The organism is Oceanispirochaeta sp. M1 (assembly GCF_003346715.1).
GTDB lineage: Bacteria > Spirochaetota > Spirochaetia > DSM-2461 > DSM-2461 > Oceanispirochaeta.
In genome coordinates this window covers 116,202-131,910 of sequence record NZ_QQPQ01000008.1, presented here as the reverse complement: position 1 = coordinate 131,910, position 15,709 = coordinate 116,202, and the positions used below count along the sequence as shown (strand labels likewise).

Sequence of the window (15,709 nt, the reverse complement as noted above, 5' to 3'; positions counted from 1 at the left end):
CTCATACTCATTTATCTATTAAACTGGGATTTTCCCAGAAATTGAAAAAATTAAACCATTGATAGGGGTGCAGTTGACTCAGCTCTTCCAGATGCTGCACATATTCTGCTGTCAAACTCTGAATCATTATGCCTCTGTTCTTCCTGGTATATTCAATTTCCAGAGCTGATTTGTATACATAGAACTCATAGGGAGTGTTAAATTTACAATCTTTTTCTCTTAAAGCAAACATGTAGTACACAGGAGCTCCAAGAAGACAGGCCAGCACAAAAGCACCCTGAGGAAAATAGGCATCCTCTCCCAGGAAACTGTAAACAGTGTTCCTGTCCCTGTTGGTCCCTGATGTTCTGTCACCGGCAATTACAACAAGATCGCCCTTATCAATGCACTCTTTAAGATAGATCATCACAGTGGGATCAATTGATTTAGCATCAATCAGTTTGACCATGGCCTTTGGGTTAACCTCTTCCAACAGAGCATTGAATTGAGCCGTACCGGAAAAGTCCACAATTGAAATAGTTTGAAAATCAGGCAGCCTTATACCTGTATCCAAACTGCCGAAGGCTCTGAGCATCTCCATATTTCCCAGATGAGAACAGAGAGCAACAGCACCCTTCCCTTCTGCCAGTTGATTTGTCAACACAGCGATATCTTCAGTCATATTCAATAAAGATCCTGAATTACTGTCTCCCGACCAGGCAGCAAGCTTCTCAATCAGAGCATAAGAGAAACAGTAAAAATGACGGTAGATTGCCCGGAAACCTATCTTTTTACCACTTCCTTTCCTGCTTTCTACTTTTTGCAGAAATTCACGGCTGCTTTTACCGGCACTCCCTGAAAATAGGCAAAAGAAAAAAATCACCGGATAGAGGATGATCCTGATAACTCTGGGACCCAGATATTTATAACAGAGAAAAAGAAACCGCATCTGTCCCAGGGACCCCTTCTTTTCCTTCTCTTCCGACCAATGGTTCACCTGTTTATCGACCTTTTCTGTCATGATGCAATTTTACGATAAATAATAAGGGGTGATCTGAATATCATCCCGATAAAAAGACGTGTATGAGCAAGGCTGATCGCAACATTATCATGAAACATTCTAAAGTTGGAGCTTCCGTCTTCCGGATAAATAACCTTTATGGGAAGAAATATCATTTTGACATTCATCCAATGCAGTTTTACAAGAATCTCAATATCAAACTCCATTCTTTTTCCAAGCCATGAACCGCGGAAAAGACGTTTAGTAGCTTTTAAGGGATAAACACGAAAACCGCACATGGCATCCTCTATATCCCTTGAAAGAGTTTCAAGGGCGACCCAGAAAGTAGTAATTTTCCTGCCTGACTCCCTTGATGCGGGAACTGAATCATCATAAACGGGATGTCCACAGACAAGAGAATCGGGATTTTCGGATGAACACTTAATAAACGTCTGAATCTGTTCCAGATCATGCTGCCCGTCTGCATCAATCTGCAGGGCATGTGTAAACCCGGCTTTTTCTGCTTCTGTCAAACCATGAATAACAGCTCCGCCCTTACCCTGGTTCTTATGTAGACGAAAAAGGGTACACTCATCAAATTCACTCTCAATAGACTGCAACTGGATTTTGGTCTCTTCGTTGCTGCCATCATCCACAAGTATGACTGCAAGGCCAAAAGATAAAATTTTTTCAACAGCGTATCTGGCAGTACTTCCATGGTTATACACCGGAATCAGTGCGCAGGGTCTATAGGGAGAATTCATGACAATACCTCATAATGGATTTTTCCACTGGAGAGCAGAGTGTTATCTTCAGCATTTCTGTAATCAAAGTTAATCCTCATTTGATCCTGCACATGCTTAATACTGAGCTTTACAGATTGATTGGGGAAAATGGGATTCTTGAATTTCATCCTGGGAATCTTAACTACAGACAAAGAGCTTTCCAGCTGATCAGACATAATTTTAATAACCCAGTCGAACATAGCGAGAGCCGGCAGTATTTTCATCTCAGGAAAATGCCCTTCAAAATATCGATAGTTCTCCGGAAAAGAGAGGACTGATTCATAACTGTTGCCAGCGAAGCTGGAAGAAACTATATCGGGCAGATCAACGAGACTTTTTTCTATCATTTCTCTCATGGCATTCTCCGGTTTATCAAAAAAAACCACAATATCCTTTCTACTTATTTTGCCTTGTGAATTACGGGGAATTGATTCCGGATATCTCCATTTTTTAGGGAGAATCGTCGGGTGAAAAAATGGGCTCAGCCATTCTCGAAACCAGCGGTTCATATCCTTTTTATGCCAGCCCTTGAAATGCAGCTCACCTTTTGGATTCAACTGAAGCACTACAGCAATGTACTGCCTCCTCTCATCCATAAGACAGGCAACTGCATCAGCCAGGAATTCTGATTCCAGCAATTTATTCTCAATCTCATTAAGGGAGACTCTTTTATCTTCTACTTTGACAATAGAATCCTGTCGTCCATGAAGAATAAAATTACCGCAGTCCAGCAACTCAATAGAATCATCAAGGGGCAGCAGTTTTTCATCAATATATTCAGAAGTTAAGAAAGATTGACCTTCCCTGTTCTGACTGATCTGAACACAATCAAAAATCTTCCAGGATTTATCCCCTGGTGACTTCTTCCAGGCTATTCCTCCTGTTTCTGTGCTCCCGTAAATCTCTGTAACAGGATTGGAAAAAAAATGACTGCTGTTCTCTGCAACAGAGGGTGGCAGAAAGCCGCCGGAAGAAAATGCCCGGATATTACGATTCTTTATTTGTGTGACTTCGGGCATCTCCCTGAGTCTCTTTAAAAATGCAGGACTGGCTATGAGATTACAATTTCCATGATCCTCTTTCAGCAGTGATTCCGGAAAGGCCAGTTTCTTATCAAAAATTGTAGCCCCCGAGATAAGAGGGAGAAGTATAGAGAACAAAAGACCGTAAATATGCTGGTGACTGACGGTTGTATATGTTTTAGATCCCCTGAATAAATCTGACCAAAGAGAAAAAAGTTCCTGAAGCTCACGCTCAATTAAAGTTATTTTTTTTATGATCCTTTTAGCCTGGCCCGTACTGCCTGATGTATGTAATACAATCAGACCTTCAGTACCTGCTGATGGAGAATCCACCGGAGTATCGGGATCGACAACGATCTCCACAGGAATAACAGATCTTGATTCCTTATCAGTTAAAAGAGGGAGGCTGCCAGATTCCTCAGGTAATACCGGGAACAAATGGATGGTCTTACCTGAATGAAGAAGAGCAAGGAATGCAATACTGAATAAAGCAGGATTATCAAAATAGAGACCCCAGTCAGAGTAGGACTGTTTCTGAATATCTCTACTCAACGAGAGAACTGAATTATGAAACTGAGGCCAGTACACATCCCCGTCTTTTGTTGTAAAAACAGGATTATTGATTGAAGCCCATACTTTCTGAAGATATTCAATTGCAAAAATCATCAGGCTGAGACCCTCTTTCTTACAATCCACTCTATTGCAAACAACATTCCCATACAGATGTAAGAGATAAACCCGTTATATAGAGTCCAGATCTTATCATCAGCCCAAAAGACTGTAAAAAAGGCAATGCTGCCATTGATGATGAAAAAGCCGATCCACACAACTGTGACCTTTCGGCAATAATTTTCAATTGCGGATTTCCCTTCACTTTCAAGAATAGATTTATCCTGGAGTGTGGCAAAGCGGAATATCATATTGGGTCCCTTTTGTAATGTGAGAGAGAAACTCATCAATAAAAAGATATTCATAATAACCGGATATAGTTTTGCATAACCGATATTTTCAGTGAAATATGTGAGAACTGAAAGTATCAGCACTGCTGTAATCATTCCCCAGAATCTAAGATTCTGAATTCCCTTTCCTTTAGCATCATCAGTATAGGCCAGAAAATAGACTGTACCTACAGCAACGATAAACAGGACAAGCACTTTAGGGCTGGCATTAAAGAAATGCAGCCCTGCATAGATGAGAAAAGGATATAAAAATGCCAGTATTCCGGAGAAAACTTTTAATACAGATCGCATCTAAGAACTTCAGGAATCACTAAGCGCTACAAGGGATTCAAGAGCATCAACAATATCATTTATTGTCCTGACCTGTTTAAATACAGTAGGATCAATATTTTTTTCGGTAAATTTCTTGAGTTTAACGATAAGGTCAACTGCATCGATACTGTCCAGGTCCAGATCATCTTCCAGTAGTGAATCCGGAGAAATTTGATCTTTGGGAATTTCAAATGTTTCATTCAGTATTTCTACAATTTTTTCAAATATATCATCTCTGGTCATTATAAATTTCCTTATTTCCTTTTTTCTGTGATGAATTCAGCTAATGTATGTATTGAATAAAAATATTTCTTGTTGTCCTCATCTTCAGCAGACAAAGAAACGTCATATTTTTTCTTAATTGCAATTCCGAGTTCAAGGGCATCAATAGAATCCAGGCCCAGATCTCCTCCAAAAAGCTGTTGATCAGAAGCAATATCCTCTACAGAAAAATCTTCCAGATCCAATACATCAATCAGTAGTTTTTTTAATTCAATTTCCAATTCTTTCACAGTGACTCCCGGGCGAAAATAACAAACAAGAGTTCATTAGTCAATTGCCGTGCAGCAATTGGCCGCTCCATTTTTTCATATTTAGATATAGTCAGAACCTCTCTGACTGAGAGAACAAAATCGATAATACCATTATCAGGTGAAGATAGCAATTTATCCTCTTTCCCTAGGCCGGACGGCCAGACCACATCTATATGAACCGGCAGAATATCATACCCCGTGGCCAGGGCAAGATGTGATGCGCTTCTATGAAACTTGACTGGTTTGCCCTTAATGGTTCTGGAGGACTCAGGAAAGAGTATTATATTATGTCCCTTTTCCAGAGACAGACCGCACTCTTTCAACATCTCTTCAGAACCCAGTGAATTGGGGATGTATATCCTTGAGATAACTCCCTTTACAAAAGGATTTTTCCAGAGCTCTGATTTCACAATGCAATTGGCATTTTTTACATTGCCAATCAAAAAAACTACATCTAAAAGGGTTGGATGATTGGCACAGATAATCTTACTCTCTGCGGTTCTCAACTCTTCAACCCCATGAAGATGGATATTGAGAACCCCGGTAATAACCATAAGCTTGGTAAAAGAAGCAAAAGAGAGTTGAATGATCTTTCGCAGCACCCTCTCCTGTTTTTCCTGATTCCTGAAAAAAAGCAATATTGGAGGGAAAACCAGAAAGGTCAGTATAATCCCGCCCAGACCGAACAGAACGAAACAGAGCATTTTTTTTACTATATGAAAGAATCTTTTAAAATAAATCAAGAAGAATGACCACAACACCGGCTTGATAGTTTTAAGCTGATACAATCCTGCCGAATAAAAAAATTATTCTCAGCCTTCCTGAGATACCAGCGGAGAAAATCCAGGGGATGATCCGGTTCAATACCGGAATCACCGGAATCGCCGGAAGAAGTGAAAGAGAAGGAGAGCCCCGTAGAAGACTCTTGTACAAGGGAAACAATAAAGGCAAATGCATAGGCCTTCCCATTCAAATATGTCAATTCCCGATACTCTTCAGGAAGTGCCTCATCTGCAAATACTATTAAACAGGGCTCTTCCGGTTTTTTTTTCAACTGGGCAATAAGGGATGCAAATCCGCTCATCAAACAATGATCCCCTGAAAGCAGCACAGAAATACTCTCCTTGATGTTCTCATGAATTGATAATAGAGAGACAGGTGTATTGAATACTGACAGACTGAAAGATGCTGGCCTGACATCGCCCTCTTCAATCAGACGCTTCGTTATTTTATTCTGCTGAACTATTTCTCCGAAACGGCTGCAGAATATAAGCTTCATTGACCCTTTGTCCTGAAGAACCTGATGTCCTACCTCCAGAACCATCTTACTCAACTGACTAAGTCTTCGTCTGGAGATCGGTGGAAGATGGGAAAGAGACGGAACTGTCGCTGCCGACTCCGGAACATCCCCCAACTCTGATGTAGTGGAGCTTTCTGCCCAATCCAGCCATTTCTCAGAACTGTCCATCCCTGGAGCCCATGCATGCCAGTCGTGAATTTCGAGTAAAGACATACTAGATGCCGGACTTTCTGAATTTCAGTATGGAGTAATCATTAGGTCCGATACGATGGTCAGCATCTGCTAATTTAAACCCTGCTTTTTCAATAGCCAGGACAAGCTCATCAAAGCCGTACATTTTACTGTTGCCATTTGCAATGGATGTAAAATAGAGACTTGTAGCATGCAGTGAGTATGAAGCAGCAGGAAAACGCTGCTTATCCCAAAGAGGTTCCATAACAAAAACATCACAATTATCATCTATAGCGTTATGCACTTTATCCAGGATACCTGTGACCTGTTCCAGAGAGAAACAGTCAAGAAACTGACTCATCCATACAGCATCACAGCCCTGGGGCAGAGTCGTATTCTCTTTTAAAATATCGGCCTCATGTATAGAAATTCTTTCAGAGAATCCGGCATCAGCTATTCTTTTCAGAGCTACAGCGGCCTGTCCCGGGAGATCAACGATTGTGACCTTGACCTGAGGATCATAGTTCATACAGGCAAAAGACCACTTTGCAGTATTTCCTCCAATATCAAGAAGATGCTTATATTGTTTTTGAAAAACATGTTTCAGGGCCGATGGGAAGGCAGTGTCGGAGTAGTAGTGATCAAAGCGGAACCAGCTCTCTTTAGCATCATCCGGAAGTGATGAGAGACCTTCATAAACAGTAGGCCAGTCTCCGAAAACTTTCAGACCTGATGGAGCCCCCTTCTGCAGGGCTTCTTCCAGAAAGAAATTCCCCTCATAACAGACATGGTGCATAAAATCCATATTAGCCCTGGTCATATCATCATGGATCAGAAAAAATCCTGTTTTACCCAGATAGTAAAGAGTGGGATCACTGTCTTTGACTATCTTAATAACATTCATGCTTAAACCCATCTCAATAAGTACATCAAATGTATATGATTCAAGAGAGAGAGTTTCCAACAGATCCACCTTGGAGATACCGTCATCTCCGGCTTTAAAAATCTCATCAAGAATACCAAAATTTATCATGCACCTTGCTGCTTCAAAAGCAAAAGGACCAAACGCAATCTTCTGTGCTTCGAACTTTGCATCTACAGCCCGGATGTTGTCTTTACTAAAAGCATCCATCATCCATTCTTCATTATTACCTGACAATTTATTCTCCAGAGTTTCTATGTATTTATGTAAACTGTTTACAAACATTACAAGTCGATATATTTTTAAGAAAATCCATAAGATACTATCTTTTTATACAAAGGACATCAACATGAAATTCAAGCCATTATCAACATCTTTGTTTACTCTTTTAATGATTTTAACTTTTACATCCTGCTATACCACATCAGCCCCTTTTAACATAACCAGCGAAGGTTACCCCATTGAATCAGAAATGAATCCTCAGATACTAGAGAAAAGTATCCATCTCTCTCTATTGAATTACGGTTGGGAGGTGACTTCTAAAAATGAAGGGAAGATAACTGCCAAATATTCCAAATCTGAAGATTTGATAAATGCCAATATTGAAATACTGTTTGATACTGAGGGCTATTCCATCTCTTATGTTGATAGTAAAAATTTAGATTTTAATGACAAACGAATGACTATTCATAGAAATTATAACAGATGGATAGCTAACCTGAATAAATCCATAGCCGAAAATTATTATATATTAGAAATTATTTAATATTCAGGATTCAGTAGGCTCAATTGTCGCATTCTCGTCTGAAAGATCTGAAGACTCATCTTTTTCAGCGGCACTGTCTATTTCATCAACCACCGCTCTGGCAGTGGCCAGCTCTTCTTTCACAGCAGCTTCTTCCACTGCGGCTTGCTCTTCGGCAGCTCTCTGTAGAATCATATCAATGCGCTCCATATACTCTTCGTTGTATATGAAAAGCCCACCCATAATATTCTCCAGATCCTTCATGATCACAGTATCGTCGAGTTTAAGAATCTCTGAGCGGGAGAGGGGAAGAAGATAGGGTCTTCCGGGAACAAGAGTCATATAGAGACGGGGGTCAAACTCACCGATTACACAGCCCGAGAACATCTCGCCCTCTTCATCCAGTAAAAGCTCTTCTTTACTCAATTCAAGCCAGTCTGCGGGATATATATCAGTTCCTCCCCGATACCAGACCTTTACACCAAGATCTCTGATCCGGGTGATGATTTTCCTTATTCCGTCTCCCCACTGTTCTCCAAGGGGAACCATCAGGGCTTTCTGACCACGGTAATTCAACTCCAGCCCGTCAGCGCCCAGCTCAACAAGGCGCCTGGCCTCCTGGACAATACGGTTCTGCCAGCTTTCACAGTCAGGATTCATTACATAAAAATCCCGGTCATGGGCTCGTTCTTCGACTTGCTTACCGAGACTATCCAGAAAAACCGAATTCTGCAGTTCAAAATCATTTTCCACCAGACTCTTATCTGCAATACGCAGATTCAGATAAAAACTGACTTTCTGGCCTTTCCTATGAACCGCTCTGATAGCATCTTTAAGCCGCTCGGGACCACCCAGGAATCCTGAAGGTCTATAGTCCGGATAAAGGAGGTCATGACCATGGGCATAACCGAACACATGAAGCCAGTTATTTTTCCCCAGGTGTTTCTTCATGACTGCTGCAATATCCTCAAGAACAAGAAACCCTTTTTCCACAGGCACCATACAGTCATAGTCCGGTCCTATAAGACCGACCTGCAGGAGAAATCTTCCGGAAGGTTCCGGTATGTCCAGAACAGGCCATTTCACCTTATCAATTATTTTACTCATCCACTTCAGAGCCTCTTCCCGACCGCCCTGGTATTGAGTAAGTATCCAGCAGGAACGCCCGGTCTTTACCAGGAATTCGACCCTCTCTGAATTTTTACTTTTAACTGTAATCTGAGAAATTCGGCCCTTTTCATCGGGCATGGCACTGAGGATGATTCCCCCCTTGTCATCACCCATAATGATTGTACGGCAGGAAGCACTGACAGGATAGATGATTGACAGACCTCTGGTTTTGTTTTCAAGGCTTTCAAGGCCTTTATGAATTTCTGACAGCTGTCCCCGCTCACCTTCCTGATTGGGCCACCAGAACCAGCAGTTCTCACTGTTTTTTACCTCAGCATCAAGCTTCATTAAGCAGACCTGAGAACCTGAGAGTATACGGAATACATAAAGAGGACCGGATTTGGTCACTTCCATGGCTCCGTCTATATGAAGACGGCAGAGAAGATCATCACTGTGATAAATAACAGATTCGCTGCTCAAAGAAACTCCCTGTTTCAGGGAAGAGTGTTAGTTTCCCCGCAGATAATTCAGAACCATTTCTTCCGCCTGAACCATATACTGATCCAGTTTGAAGGCCGACTCATCAATTAGATACTGAACGGCAGCCCCCATTAGAAGGGATACAATCATTGAAGGAACACCCTCTGCCCTGGAGGCAGTAAAATCCTTCGCATCAACACCTTCCTGAATTACCTCATATAGATTATATCGCCAGTTCAGGTATGATTTTTGAATTTTTTCCTTCAATTCGGGGTCTGAAGTTCCCTGTACCCAAAAATCAAACTGAATATATTCAAGCTTTCTATTCTTTATTGAACGCTTCTTTTCTTCAAAAAAAGCATGGATCTTCCCAATAGGTGTACCGTCGGATTTTGCAAAATCAATGTCTCTTTCTTTCTTGAACTGATGAAGAATATAATCAAGTAGTTTGGAGAGGAGCTCCTTCTTTGTATGAAAATAATAATGAAGGATTCCCTGACTCATACCGGCTTCTTCCGAGATATGCCTCATCCGAACACCGCTGATTTTCTCCCTGGCAATAACATCCAATGCTGCTTGCATGATTTTATCTGCACTGCTGTCTTTCTCTTTTTGGCTCATAACTTATCCAATATACCATGACTCCACTAAAGAATCACATCTTTACTTATTATTCATCAAAAGCTAAGCTCCTGTTATGAAAACTTCAGCAAAGAAATCTTTAGTGATACTTCTGATCACAATGATCTTTATTTCGATATCCTGTTCAGAAAAAGAGACTCGGGATCTGTTCTTTTTCTACTTTGAATCCTGCCCATCCTGCGATGATTACAAACTGGCTGAAGATTTTAATAAAGACCTTCTCCTGCTCAATAAAACATCTGAATGGAATGCCCGGCACTACAACTTAATAGCACCCGAGGCAGGTGAAGCGCTGAAAAAAGTTCTGGGGGAAAAAGGATTACCCGATATATCCCGCTCTCTTCCACTGCTGATAATCGGAGATGAATATATCAACGGTTATGAAAACATAGGTAAAAAGCTGGATGATTTCCTGGCGGAAAGATGAGAGTTCATCTGATAATGCTTTCAGAAAAATAGAACAAAAAGCCCCATACTCAGAAAGAGAACCGCACTGGCCAGTTTAATAAAACCCATCCTTTTCTGAAAAAAATCTAAAATTTTATCGGAATCACTTCCTCTGTAGAACAGGAAAAAAACCAGAATCAGGGGTAGTATGAAAGCTATGTTATAAAGAAACAGAGGCCCCAGAGCTGTCCAATTTTCCTGCTTGACCATATATACCAGCATGGGGAGATAAATTTGCCCCGTACAACCCAGCTCATAAACAGAGATAAGAAAACCTGCTGCAAAGCTGCTGATATAGACAAGGGAAGACCGACTGCTTGTTCTTACTACCTTATGTATCCGTTTCTTTGTTCCCGCAGAGAGCTGCAGAATCGACTCTGAAGCACGCCCCTGTCTAAAACGCAGGTAATCAATCATTGTCAGAACTGCCAGAATCAGAAGGGCTCCGCCCATAACATATTGGATGAGCGAAGAGAGTAGAGTGAATGAACCGGCCATCCTGATAAAACGAAAAGCTCCCAGTCCGATAAGGAAATAGGTTAGAAATACAGCAAGAGTGAAGCTCCCACCGATCTTAAGAATTTCAGATCCCTTTTTCTTCAGTAGACGAAGGTAGGAGATCAGAAAAATAAGAGAGGTGAAGGCACAGGGATTTATCCCGTCCAGAAGTCCAGCCAGAAAAACCGGAAGCCAGCGCAAACCGGGCAAAACAGCGTCCTCCTTCGATCCGTCGTTCATTTCGACAGGCTTAAAAGCAGCCGGATCTTCTCTTAAAACTGTGGGAAATTCCCCCCGGAGCTCTTCCTCTCCGCTGAACATCCTGCTGCCGGCAATAAGGATGGGAAAATCAACAACAGTTTCTCCCCTCTCATAGGCAAGAGCCTCCAGTAATTCGAAATTATCAGATTCGTAAATATTTCTCTTATCCGGCCGCAGAACAAGATCAAGCTCATCCTCAAGGGCCGGAAGATCATTGGAATAAAACAACTCACAGATTTCACATCCCGGAGAGTAGAAAAAATAAAAGGGGTCAATAAAGCTGCCTTCATCCAGATCGGTTCTATCAAGAACAACTGTACTGTCTGAGCCTGAAGATAAAGGTAGAATGGAATACATATAAGGAACGTCATCCCTCTCAGAGAGCATCAGAACAGGCATTGCTACATCTGGATGCAACACTCTTCCACGGACTGTAAACTCTCCTCGTCCATACGCTTCCAATTGAATCGCAGATGGGACTACACTCCACTCCTCTCCAGAGGGAATCAAATCAATCTGCAGAGCCCTGCTGTCATCATTGATAACAATGACTCCCTCTTCAAATTCGGACCCGGTTTCTGCGGGAAGAGTAAGATGCTCCGGTTCGAAGCGGAGTTCAGAAAAAAGAGGAGATGTGAAAACCGTCAACAGACAGAGGATGGCTATTATTTTTCCGGAATGGTTCAATCAGTCCCCGCTGTATTCAACAAGGATCTTATCAAGGTCTTTTCTTTTAAGTTCAGGTGCCTTCCAGTCATCCGATGGATAACCTACAGGCAGAATAACATAGGGTCTCTCATTATCAGGTCTATCCAGAATATCCTGTACAAAATTTATAGGTGCAGGAGTATAGGGAAGCGTACTGAAGCCCTTAAGATGAAGGGCCGAAATCAGAAAACCCGTAGCCATTCCCAGAGACTCTGCCGGATAGTAATGATTGATTTTCCTTCCGTTTGTTCCTCTCCCGTATTTCTGAAGAAAAAGGACTATAAGACAGGGAGCATCTTCCAGAAAGGATTTCTCAACACCCGTTCTTAAATCAGAGAGATCTTCTCTCCAGTTTTTGGTATTTTCATTTTCATAAAAACGGCTCTCAACCTTTTCGGCGGCTATCCGGATTTTTCTTTTTATGGATTTAGATGTGACAAGTGCAAAAGTCCATGGCTGGCAATTAGCACCGCTGGGCGCTGTTCCCGCAATGGCGATACAGTCCCTGATATCCTGCAGATTAACCTCACGGTGAGAAAAGTATCTGACAGAACGTCTGGACTGAAACTGTTCCAGTAGAGAGGGCTGATTATCCATATGCTTTACTGAGCCTCCATTGCTTCGGGCAGAACCAGAATAAACCAGGCTCCCCTATTCTCATTATTACCGGCACTCACTGAGCCTCCGGCATCTTCGATTATTCTTTTAACGACGGCAAGTCCCAGTCCGGAACCGCCCTTCAAAGAAGAAGACTGATAAAAACGCTCAAAGATTCGTACTCTGTCTTCCTCCGGTATCCCGGGCCCCTGATCGGAAATTCGGATTCCGACTCGGTGGTTGATTATAGTAATCCTTGCTGAAATCCGCCCTTCCACAGGAGACCATTTTACTGCATTTTCAAGAATATTGGATAGAGCCATCTCAAGTCGGTGAGGATCGGCCAGGACCATGCCCGTCGGTCCCGAGAGGTCCAGGAAGAGTTTGTTCTTCCCGCCTTTTCCATTGAGCCCCGTCCATGCCTTCCTGCATAAATCTTTCATAGAACAGATTTTACGGCTGTGATGGGACCGTTCGGTCTCAATACGGGTCAGCTCCATAAGATCCTGTATGATTCTGGATAGTTTCTCAACCTGCTGCCGGCTGTCGTCAAGAAGTTCTGTTCTTCTCTCTGCCATTGCGGGAAGATCACTCTCCAGCAGTTCAAGAAATGTTTTCAGTGCCGTCACAGGAGTCCGCAGCTGATGAGATGCATCCTGAAGAAAACGTCTCATAATATCCCGTTCCCCCTCCAGGGTATGAAAACTAAAAGACAGCTGCTGCCTCATACTGTCCAGGCTCTCTGTAAGCTCAGAAAGCTCTCTGCTGTTCGGTTCGGGAAGTACCACCTCCCAGTCCTGATCTCTAATAGAAGCAGCGACCCCTGAAAGCCGGATAATGGGCCGAGCCATCCTTCGTCCGATGAAACGTCCAAGAAAAATTGCTGCCACAACAGCCGCAACGGCTGCCGTAAGGATTCCTTCAAGAAGAAGTGATATGGGGTGAAAAAAATACTCATCAAAACGGAGAACCGTCAGGTGGAAGCCCTCTAGGGGATAAAAATCCAGATCTTTCCTGACAACCGGCAGCAGAGGCAGTGCGGAAGTAGAACTCAAATTCAGATCGGGATTGTCTGTTAAAGCGTAGGACTCTCCCGCCAGCTTTCCATCGGGGTATTCCAGACGCAGTGCAACATTATTCCTCAGACCATAACGGCTGAGGGCATAATTCAGATCTCTCAGGCTTCCTCCGTCCTGAAAAAAGCTCTCCAGTTCTCTGGAGGTTTCAACGGCAATACTGCTGAGGTGTTCGGCTTCTCTATTATTAAAAATACGGAGTGAGATGACGAGGATAAGGGACCCGACCAGGAGTATCGAAATCAGAGCAACCAGTATAAAACTGTAAACAAGGCGGACCTGCAGAGAAATCTGCTTCACTTCTTTCATTACTATTCTAGGATACCTTTTTTGGCTGATCCCTGCCATACAAAAAAAAACGGCCCCCATACGGGAGCCGCCTTTACAGAAAAAGAGTCTTATTTCTGGTAAAGAGGTCTTTCCTGGTATGTCGTATGGAGAAGATCATGAGCCTTATGACTCAGGGGTTTATCCAGGAAGTCCTTGTAGATCTTAACGATCTCAGGATTTTCGTGGGATCTTCTGATAACTGATTTTTCATCATCCGAATAGATACCGGCGATTCTCTTATCACGTATGTCATCTTCCGTACCGTAGGGCTGACCACCACCGGCGATACAACCACCGCGGCAGGCCATTACTTCGATAAAGTGATAAGGAGGCTCAAGACCTTTCTCATTGGCATTACGTATTTCATCCATAATAGATTTAACATTGGCCATTCCGTGTGCAACAGCAACCTTGATTTCAGTACCATCAAAGTCTACAGAACCTTTTTTGACACCTTCCATACCACGTACAGCAGTGACGTTGACATCATCAAGCTCTTTATCAGTAACCAGCTTGTATGCAGTTCTGACAGCAGCTTCCATAACACCACCGGTTACACCGAAGATGGTACCGGCACCGGAATAGGCACCGATGGGACTGTCTGCATCAGAGTCGGGGATGTTAACAAAGTCGATACCCGCTGTTTTAATCATACGGGCCAGCTCTCTTGTTGTAAGAACCAGATCCACATCATTTACACCGGAGGCATGCATATTCTCATCTCTTCCAATTTCATACTTTTTAGCAGTACAGGGCATGATGGCTACAGAATAAATATCTTCTTTCTTAACCTTGGCCTGATCTGCATAGTATGTCTTTGTTACAGCTCCCTGCATCATCATGGGAGACTTTGCAGTAGAGAAATGAGGAATCATATCGGGATAATATTTTTCCATATAATCTGTCCACGCGGGACAGCAGGAAGTGATCTGCGGCAGAACGCCTGTACCCTTGGTGATTCTCTGAACCAGCTCTGTACCCTCTTCCATAATGGTAAGGTCTGCAGCAAAGTTGGTATCAAAAACAACATCGCTTCCCATCATTCTGAGAGCAGTGTAGATCTTACCTGTTGTTATGGAACCGGGTGCCATGCCGAAGGCTTCACCCAGGGCTACACGGACGGCGGGAGCAATCTGTACTGCTACATGTTTACTCTCATCTTCTACGGCTACACAGAATTCAGCTGTCTGATCTTTTTCATAGATGGCACCTACAGGACAGTGAGCAGAGCACTGACCACACTTGATACAGGGACTCTCGTTCAGTAGAGCACCGGCCGCAGGGGCGATTCTTGTTTCATGTCCTCTATGAAGGAATTCCAGAGCCCAGACACCCTGCAGCTGCTGACAAACCTGTGCACAGCGTCCGCACTGGATACATTTAGTGGGATCAAATACCAGAGAGGCAGTTGATTCATCTTTAGGAAGTCTTTTCACATCCATGGGGAAGGGTATTTCCCTGATACCGAATTCCGCAGCGACCTGCTGTAATTCACAGGTCTGGTTTCTGGCACAGGTAAGACATTCCTGGGGATGGTTGGACAGAGTCATTTCGACTACTGTCTTTCTGATTTTCTGCAGTTCAGGGTCATGGGTAATATAGTTCTGACCGGGAACAACAGCAGTAGCACAGGCTCTTACCATTTTGGGAGAACCTTCCACTTTTACGACACAGATACCACAGGCTGCCCAGGGCTCCAGGTCGGAGTGTGTACAGAGAGTAGGAATCTTAATCCCGCCTTTTTTAGCAGCTTTCAGGATTGTTGTATCTTTTTCAACCACATAGGGCTGACCATTAATCTTTATTTCTACAGTTTCCACTGATTTATCTCC

At 42.8% G+C, this 15,709-nt stretch carries 17 protein-coding genes; 2 read left to right on the top strand and 15 right to left on the bottom strand.

Annotated features, from left to right (window positions below):
• Nucleotides 1–7 precede the first annotated feature (7 nt).
• The 9 genes from DV872_RS07490 to DV872_RS07450 are packed head-to-tail and all read right to left on the bottom strand — an operon-like array spanning nucleotide 8 to nucleotide 7,220.
• A complete protein-coding gene (locus tag DV872_RS07490) occupies nucleotides 8–1,000 on the bottom strand; it encodes a lipid A biosynthesis acyltransferase (RefSeq protein ID WP_114629241.1) in 993 nt (330 codons plus the stop codon).
• Complete coding sequence (locus DV872_RS07485) at nucleotides 997–1,743, bottom strand: glycosyltransferase family 2 protein (protein ID WP_114629240.1); 747 nt, start codon at nucleotides 1,741–1,743, stop codon at nucleotides 997–999. Before DV872_RS07485 ends, DV872_RS07490 begins: the two co-directional genes overlap by 4 nt.
• Nucleotides 1,740–3,452: an AMP-binding protein gene (locus DV872_RS07480; RefSeq protein ID WP_114629239.1), complete on the bottom strand. Its 1,713-nt coding sequence runs from the start codon at nucleotides 3,450–3,452 to the stop codon at nucleotides 1,740–1,742. Before DV872_RS07480 ends, DV872_RS07485 begins: the two co-directional genes overlap by 4 nt.
• Nucleotides 3,452–4,036: a hypothetical protein gene (locus DV872_RS07475; protein ID WP_114629238.1), complete on the bottom strand. Its 585-nt coding sequence runs from the start codon at nucleotides 4,034–4,036 to the stop codon at nucleotides 3,452–3,454. The genes DV872_RS07480 and DV872_RS07475 overlap by 1 nt, the downstream gene beginning before the upstream one ends.
• A 9-nt stretch (nucleotides 4,037–4,045) precedes the next feature.
• The gene (locus tag DV872_RS07470; protein WP_114629237.1) at nucleotides 4,046–4,300 is read right to left on the bottom strand and encodes an acyl carrier protein; all 255 of its coding nucleotides are present in this window, start codon (nucleotides 4,298–4,300) and stop codon (nucleotides 4,046–4,048) included.
• Nucleotides 4,301–4,311: 11 nt separating this feature from the next.
• The gene (locus DV872_RS07465) at nucleotides 4,312–4,569 is read right to left on the bottom strand and encodes a phosphopantetheine-binding protein (protein ID WP_114629236.1); all 258 of its coding nucleotides are present in this window, start codon (nucleotides 4,567–4,569) and stop codon (nucleotides 4,312–4,314) included.
• On the bottom strand, nucleotides 4,566–5,294 hold the full coding sequence (locus tag DV872_RS07460; protein WP_147283120.1) for a 1-acyl-sn-glycerol-3-phosphate acyltransferase: 729 nt from the start codon (nucleotides 5,292–5,294) through the stop codon (nucleotides 4,566–4,568). The genes DV872_RS07465 and DV872_RS07460 overlap by 4 nt, the downstream gene beginning before the upstream one ends.
• 35 nt (nucleotides 5,295–5,329) lie before the next feature.
• Nucleotides 5,330–6,103, bottom strand: a complete 774-nt coding sequence (locus DV872_RS07455) for a beta-ketoacyl synthase chain length factor (protein ID WP_114629234.1) — start codon at nucleotides 6,101–6,103, stop codon at nucleotides 5,330–5,332.
• A 1-nt stretch (nucleotide 6,104) separates the two neighbouring features.
• A complete protein-coding gene (locus tag DV872_RS07450; protein WP_230391484.1) occupies nucleotides 6,105–7,220 on the bottom strand; it encodes a methyltransferase in 1,116 nt (371 codons plus the stop codon).
• 112 nt (nucleotides 7,221–7,332) lie between these two features.
• On the opposite strand from DV872_RS07450, the gene DV872_RS07445 reads away from it, so the two are divergent.
• Nucleotides 7,333–7,749: a hypothetical protein gene (locus DV872_RS07445; protein WP_114629233.1), complete on the top strand. Its 417-nt coding sequence runs from the start codon at nucleotides 7,333–7,335 to the stop codon at nucleotides 7,747–7,749.
• Nucleotides 7,750–7,752: 3 nt separating this feature from the next.
• On the opposite strand, the gene DV872_RS07440 is transcribed toward DV872_RS07445, so the two are convergent.
• Together DV872_RS07440 and DV872_RS07435 are read right to left on the bottom strand one after the other, a co-directional pair.
• A complete protein-coding gene (locus DV872_RS07440) occupies nucleotides 7,753–9,318 on the bottom strand; it encodes a hypothetical protein (RefSeq protein WP_114629232.1) in 1,566 nt (521 codons plus the stop codon).
• Nucleotides 9,319–9,345: 27 nt separating this feature from the next.
• On the bottom strand, nucleotides 9,346–9,939 hold the full coding sequence (locus tag DV872_RS07435; protein WP_114629231.1) for a TetR/AcrR family transcriptional regulator: 594 nt from the start codon (nucleotides 9,937–9,939) through the stop codon (nucleotides 9,346–9,348).
• A 76-nt stretch (nucleotides 9,940–10,015) separates the two neighbouring features.
• Between DV872_RS07435 and DV872_RS07430 the strand changes: the two genes are divergently transcribed.
• A complete protein-coding gene (locus DV872_RS07430) occupies nucleotides 10,016–10,387 on the top strand; it encodes a hypothetical protein (RefSeq protein WP_147283119.1) in 372 nt (123 codons plus the stop codon).
• Between the two features lie 20 nt (nucleotides 10,388–10,407).
• Here DV872_RS07430 and DV872_RS07425 read toward each other — a convergent pair whose 3' ends face one another.
• The 4 genes from DV872_RS07425 to DV872_RS07410 form a co-directional block, all read right to left on the bottom strand.
• Nucleotides 10,408–11,853: a cytochrome c biogenesis CcdA family protein gene (locus tag DV872_RS07425; protein WP_114629229.1), complete on the bottom strand. Its 1,446-nt coding sequence runs from the start codon at nucleotides 11,851–11,853 to the stop codon at nucleotides 10,408–10,410.
• On the bottom strand, nucleotides 11,854–12,471 hold the full coding sequence (locus tag DV872_RS07420) for a nitroreductase family protein (protein WP_114629228.1): 618 nt from the start codon (nucleotides 12,469–12,471) through the stop codon (nucleotides 11,854–11,856).
• A gap of 5 nt (nucleotides 12,472–12,476) precedes the next feature.
• A complete protein-coding gene (locus tag DV872_RS07415; RefSeq protein ID WP_158546874.1) occupies nucleotides 12,477–13,856 on the bottom strand; it encodes a HAMP domain-containing sensor histidine kinase in 1,380 nt (459 codons plus the stop codon).
• 89 nt (nucleotides 13,857–13,945) lie between these two features.
• Nucleotides 13,946–15,697 carry an NADH-dependent [FeFe] hydrogenase, group A6 gene (locus tag DV872_RS07410; RefSeq protein WP_114629226.1) on the bottom strand — a complete coding sequence of 584 codons (1,752 nt, stop codon included), beginning with the start codon at nucleotides 15,695–15,697 and terminating at the stop codon, nucleotides 13,946–13,948.
• Nucleotides 15,698–15,709 lie beyond the last annotated feature (12 nt).